Annotated in this window: 4 protein-coding genes and 2 pseudogenes; 3 read left to right on the top strand and 3 right to left on the bottom strand. The window is 69.7% G+C overall.

Going from position 1 to position 6,071, the window contains the following annotated elements; translation table 11 throughout:
* The 3 genes and pseudogenes from AX685_RS00325 to queF form a co-directional block, all read right to left on the bottom strand.
* Window positions 1-521 (bottom strand): annotated as a pseudogene (locus AX685_RS00325) (glycosidase); the annotation flags it as partial.
* 48 nt (window positions 522-569) lie between these two features.
* A complete protein-coding gene (locus tag AX685_RS00320) occupies window positions 570-2,846 on the bottom strand; it encodes a glycosyltransferase family 4 protein (RefSeq protein ID WP_066484276.1) in 2,277 nt (758 codons plus the stop codon).
* 170 nt (window positions 2,847-3,016) lie between these two features.
* On the bottom strand, window positions 3,017-3,463 hold the full coding sequence (queF, locus tag AX685_RS00315; protein ID WP_066484278.1) for a preQ(1) synthase: 447 nt from the start codon (window positions 3,461-3,463) through the stop codon (window positions 3,017-3,019).
* A gap of 74 nt (window positions 3,464-3,537) precedes the next feature.
* Between queF and AX685_RS00310 the strand changes: the two genes are divergently transcribed.
* The 3 genes and pseudogenes from AX685_RS00310 to AX685_RS00300 all read left to right on the top strand — a co-directional run.
* The gene (locus AX685_RS00310) at window positions 3,538-4,386 is read left to right on the top strand and encodes a sulfurtransferase (protein ID WP_066484274.1); all 849 of its coding nucleotides are present in this window, start codon (window positions 3,538-3,540) and stop codon (window positions 4,384-4,386) included.
* Complete coding sequence (gene metC, locus AX685_RS00305; RefSeq protein WP_066484272.1) at window positions 4,383-5,588, top strand: cystathionine beta-lyase; 1,206 nt, start codon at window positions 4,383-4,385, stop codon at window positions 5,586-5,588. Before AX685_RS00310 ends, metC begins: the two co-directional genes overlap by 4 nt.
* Window positions 5,585-6,071: pseudogene (locus tag AX685_RS00300) on the top strand (mechanosensitive ion channel protein MscS); the annotation flags it as partial. The gene metC and the pseudogene AX685_RS00300, both read left to right, overlap by 4 nt.

Here is a 6,071-nt window from a genome sequence, read left to right as displayed (position 1 = left end):
GTCGCGAACGGCGGCTCGGGCGCCAGCTTCAGCTCATTGTCGCTGGTGATGATGCCTTCGCGGAACGCGACCGAGGAGATATGCCCCTCCCCCACCGCGCGCAGCGACATCAGGATGCGCTGCGCCCCATCCTCCATCCCGCTCTGGTCGGGATGCGGCACCACGCTGGGATTCATCAGCGCAGCGGCGGCATAGCTGTATTCGTGGCAGAAATAGGCGCCGATCAGCTGCCGCTTCTCATCAGAGATGCGGCTGCCGTCCAGCCCGTGCGCCGACGCGATCTCGTCGTAACGGGTCATGAATACGCGGCGCGTCTGCCAGTGGCGCGCCTCGAAATCCTTCAGCACCAGTTCCAGCTGGTCGCGCGCTTCCTGCGGCGACATGCTGACCACCTCGCTGATAAGCCGTTGCGACCGGCTGGGGCCGCCATTCTGCGGCGCCATCCACCCGATATGAAAGGGTCGGACCACCACTCGCGACGGATCGGCATGCAGACGCAGCCGGTGGTTGAACAGCTTCAAGGACCAGCCTCGTCGTTATGGACGTAACGCTCGCTCGTCCGATCGGCGTCAGGCCGACCGTTCGTGCACCCCAGTCCCTGCCACTTTTTCCACGCGCTTTGAAAGCCCCGAAATCGCGCACGACGCCATTTGCAGCGCCAGGATCGATTCAGCGCCCTGGTTGCGGTTCAGCCCGCTGGGCATCAACCCGTCGAAACATCCGCCATCGCCCAGCGAGGCGAGCGGCAGGTCGAGGTCGTTGGCACCCAGATACCAGTCATAGGCGCGCTTCGCCTCGTCGAACCAGCGACGGTCGCCGGTCGCGTCGAACGCCGCCGCGCACGCATCGATCGTCGCCTGCGCCTCCAGCGGCTGCTGGTCGAACGGCAGCGGCTCGGCGTAGATGCGGCCGAAGCTTTCCGATCCCACCGCGCGGAAATGGCCCTCCGGCGCGGTCTGCTTGGTGACGATCCACGCCAGCGTGTCCAGTCCGCACTCGATCAGGTCGCGGCGATCCAGCGCCACCCCGGCGCGGATCATCGCCTCGGGCAGGCGGGCATTGTCATAGGCCAGCACGATCTCGAACCAGCCCCATTCGGGGCGCCGTGCCGCGTCAAGCAGCGCCAGATGCTCGTCGGGGAAGCGCCGCAGGATCTGCGACGCCAGCTGGTGGCCGGGCGAGGCCTGCAGCACCGCCGCCGCGCCCAGCATCGCGAACGCCTGCGCGCGCGGGCTTTCCAGCTCCAGCGCCAGGCTGGCGGTGGCATCGAACATCGCCTGCGCCCAGTCGCGATGCTTGGTCTCATGCGCGTCGCGCGCGGTGACGCCCAGCGCCCACAGCGCGCGGCCGTTCGAATCCTCCGACCCGATATCCTCGCACCAAGTCCGGTCGAAGTTCATGAAATTGCGGAACCGCCGTGCGTCGGGGTTCCACGCATATTGGACGAACGCGGCATAGACGGTGGTCCATTTGTCGCGCGTCGCCGGGTCGCAATCCTCCACCGCGCTCATCAGCATCAGCGCGCGGGCATTGTCGTCGATGCAATAGCCGTGGCGCCGGTCGGGGACGGAGAAGATCGAATGCTGAAGCATCCCCGTCGCGTCGCTCATCCGTTCGACCGCGGTCAGGTCGACGGGAAGCACCTTGCGCGTCGCGGCCGTACCGCGCAGCCGCGCGGGCTGCGCCGCGATGCCGCCGACGATCTCCGCCATCGCGGTCTCGGCCATCTGCGACCAGATCATCGTCCGCCCGCGGGCATAGGCACGCGCCGACAGCCGCGCGATGTTGCGCTTGCTGCCCAGCAGGTCGTTGATCTCCCGCGCGAACGCCGCCGAATCGCGGAAGTCGACCAGCACACCGTGCCCGTCGGCCAGGATCTCGGTCGCGTGGACGTAAGGCGTGGAGATGACCGCCTTGCCCACGCCCACGGCATAGCTCAGCGTCCCGCTGGTGATCTGCGCCGGGTTCAGATACGGCGTGGCATAGATGTCGGCGGCCTGCAGATAGTCGATCAGGTCGTCATGCTCGACGAAAGCGTCGATGAACGCGACGTTCGCGCCCACGCCCAGCCGGTCGGCCTGCTCCTTCAGCGAATCGCGATACCGCTCGCCTTCGTGCGCGACCAGATTGGGGTGCGTCGCGCCCAGCACGACGTACATCGCGTCCGGGTGCTTCTCGACCACCGCGGGCATCGCCTCGATCATCGTCTCGATCCCCTTGCCCGGCGCCAGCAGCCCGAACGTCAGGATCACACGATGCCCGGTCCAGCCGAAGCGGTGCTTGAGCGAATCGGGCTCGACGAACGGGCGGTCGGGCACGCCGTGCGGGATCACCGCGATCGCCTTCGCATTCGCGCCATAGACGCGCTCCAGGATCTCGCGCCCGCGCTCGGCCATCACGATCACCTTGGCGGCGCGGCGCAGCAGCCCTTCCAGCACGGTGCGCTCGGCCGCGCTCGGCTTTTCCAGGATGGTGTGCAGCGTCACCACCAGCGGGATCGACACGCGGTCGATCAGCGACAGGATATGCGCCCCCGCCTCGCCGCCGAAGATGCCATATTCGTGCTGGACCCACAGCGCCTGCGCGCCGCTCGCCTCGATCGCGCGCGCGGTCGCCAGATAGGCGGCGCGGTCATGCTGCGGGATCGTGCCGGTTACCGCGTCGGGATAATCGTAGCGCCCCGGATGGTCGTCCATCGCATAGACGTCCACCGTCATGTCCGGGAAACGGCGCTTGAGCGCGGTATAGGTATCGGTCGTGAAGGTCGCGATACCGCACTTGCGGGGAAGGAAATTGCCGACGAGCGCGATATGCGTGACGTCCTGCGGGATAGCCGACTGCTTCATTCCTCTGCCTTCGCTGATGCAGCACGACGGGAGTTTCACCGACGCACTTGGAGCGATGAACCCGTCATGAAGCAGTTGGTTGCAATAATGCTGCAATGCAACCACCGGCAATCGTGCTGATCGCGATCAATCGAACGCGGGATGCGGCGGGCCGACGCGTCGCCGATCGCTCAGCCGCGGCCGCGATACGGCGCGACCCCCTGATCGGGCAGCCACACCCCCTCCGGCGGCGGGCCGGATTGCCAGAAGACGTCGATCGGCATCCCCCCGCGCGGATACCAGTAACCGCCGATCCGCAGCCAGCGCGGCGCCATTTCGCGGAACAGCCGGTCGCCGATGCCGACGGTGCAATCCTCGTGGAAGGCGGCGTGGTTGCGGAACGATCCCAGGAACAGCTTCAGCGATTTCGATTCGACGATCGTATCGCCGGGGACGTAATCGATCACCAGATGCGCGAAATCCGGCTGGCCGGTCACCGGGCAGAGCGAGGTGAATTCCGGCTGGACGAACCGCACCAGATAGTGGGTGCCGGGGCGCGGGTTGGGAACGTAGTCGAGCGCCGCTTCCTCCGGCGATGCGGGAAGCGTGCTGGCCTGGCCAAGGAACTTCGGTGTCATGCCCGCGCACATAGGCGCGCGCGCACGGAAATGCGACCTGTTCCCTCCACGCCCTGCGCGGCTATGACGGGGGCATGGAACCCCTCGTCTCCACCGAATGGCTCGCGGCCCAGCTGAGCGCGCGCGACCTGCGCGTCGCCGATGCCACCTATCATGTGAAGCTGCCGGGCGCGCCGCCGCGCGATGCCGGCGCCGAATTCGCCGCCGGGCACATCCCCGGCGCGGTGTTCATGGATCTGGACGGCTTTTCGGATACCGCCAGCCCACTACCTTCGACGCTGCCCGGCCCGGCGCAATTCGCCAGCCGGATGGCGCGGCTGGGGCTGGGCGACGCCACCCGTATCGTCCTGTACGACGATGCCGCGCACCACACCGCGGCGCGCGCCTGGGTGATGCTGCGCGCGTTCGGCTTCACCGATGTCGCGATCCTCGACGGCGGGCTGGCGGCGTGGAAGGCGGAAGGCCGCGCGCTGGAAGCCGGCCCCGGCGCCCCCGCCCCGCGCCACGCCACCCCGCGCGAGGTCGGCGTCGGCATCCGCGACATGGCTGCGGTGCGCGCGATCGTCGCCGACGGGTCGGAGCAGCTGGTCGATGCCCGCTCGCCCGCGCGCTTCACCGGCGAGGAAGCCGATCCGCGCCCCGGCATCGCCGCCGGTCACATGCCGGGTGCGCGCAACCTGCCGTACGACCGGCTGTTCCACGCGGACGGCACGTGGAAGCGCGGCGATGAACTGGCCGCTGCCTTCGCCGACGCCGGCATCGACCTCGACCGCCCGATGACGATGACCTGCGGATCGGGGATCACCGCCAGCGTGCTGGCGTTCGGCGCGCACCTTCTGGGCCGCGAGGCGGCGGTCTATGACGGCAGCTGGACCGAATGGGGCGCCGATCCGTCCACGCCCAAGGCGACGGGGGCGGCATGAGCGACGACACCCATCACGCGCACGACCTCGCGCCCGCCACCCGCGTCGTCACCGCCGGGCGGCGCGACGAATGGACCCGCGGGATCGTCAACACCCCCGTGTGGCGCGCCTCGACGATCCTGTACGACGATGTCGCGCAGCTGCGCGCCGCCGCGGGGAAGGACACGCACCACCGGCTGTTCTACGGCCGGCGCGGCACGCCGACGCAATGGAGCCTGGCGGACGCGCTGACGGAACTGGAACCGGGCGCGGAGGGGACGTTCCTCTACCCCTCCGGCGTCGCCGCGATCGCCGGCTGCCTGCTCGCGATCCTGTCGCCGGGCGACGAATTGCTGGTGACCGACAGCGCCTATGACCCGACGCGGTCGATGGCCGGCGGGCTGCTGCGGCGGATGGGGATCACCACGCGCTTCTACGATCCGCTGATCGGCGCCGGCATCGCCGACCTGATCGGCCCGGCGACGCGCGCGATCGTCATGGAAAGCCCCGGCAGCCTGACGTTCGAGGTGCAGGACGTCCCCGCGATCGTCGCGGCGGCGCGCGCGCGCGGGGTGGCGACGGTGCTCGACAACACCTGGGCGACGCCGCTGCTGTTCCCCGCGATCGCGCACGGCGTCGATTACACGATCCTGGCGTGCACCAAATATGTCGTCGGCCATTCGGACGTCATGCTGGGGTCGGTCACCGCCGCGCCGGGGCGGTTCGCGGCGCTGCGCGACACCGCGTTCCAGCTCGGGCAGGTGACCAGCCCCGACGACGCTTGGCTGGCGTCGCGCGGGCTGCGCACCATGGCGGTGCGGCTGAAACAGCATCAGGACGGCGCGCTGGCGATCGCGCGCTGGCTGGACGCGCAGCCCGGCGTCGCGCGCGTGCTGCACCCGGCGCTGCCCTCCTGCCCCGGCCATGCCGTGTGGGCGCGCGACTTCGCGGGATCGTCCGGCCTGTTCTCGTTCGTCCTGGACGGTGGGGACGAAGGATCGCGCGCCGCGTTGATCGACACGCTGGCGCATTTCGGCATCGGCTACAGCTGGGGCGGCTACGAAAGCCTCGCGCTGCCAGTCGATCCGCACCGCTATCGCACGGCCACCACCCCCGATTTCGCCGGGCCGCTGGTGCGGTTGCAGATCGGGCTGGAGGATCCCGACGACCTGATCGCCGATCTCGATCGCGGGCTGGCGGCGTTCCGGCGCGCGCGCGGATGAACGAGCTGATCGCCGCGCTGGCGCGCTACGGCATCCCGCTACCCGATCGCGCGCAGGCGGTGGAGGCGGCGGTCGCCGGCGCACTGGTAGTGCTGGCGCTTGCCATCGGCGTGGCGGCGGGGCGCGCGCTCGGCCCGAAGCTGGCGGATTGGTGGAAGGACCATGTCGCCGGCCACACCGGTGAGGGGCTGCGCCCGAGGCTCGGGCTGATCGTCCGCCACGGCACGGCCGCGCTGCTGCTGGCGGTGGTGCTGGTCGCGCACCGCTGGTCGCCGTGGGCTGGCGCGCCGATCGGGCTGGCGCTGGGCAGCGCCGCTGCGCTGACCACGCACCAGCTGATGCGCGGCGTCGGCATCCCGCGCTGGGCGTCGTGGACGGTGGAGGCGATCGTGTTCGTCGCGCTGTTCAGCCGCGCGGTCGGCGGGCTGGAGCCGATCACCTCGACGCTGGATGCGATCGCGGTCACCATCGGGTCGCGGCGGT

The organism is Sphingomonas sp. CCH9-F2, assembly GCF_001556735.1.
Classification (GTDB): domain Bacteria; phylum Pseudomonadota; class Alphaproteobacteria; order Sphingomonadales; family Sphingomonadaceae; genus Sphingomonas; species Sphingomonas ginsenosidimutans.
The sequence above is the reverse complement of the archived record's forward strand: the minus strand, read 5'-3'. Positions and strand labels throughout refer to the sequence as shown.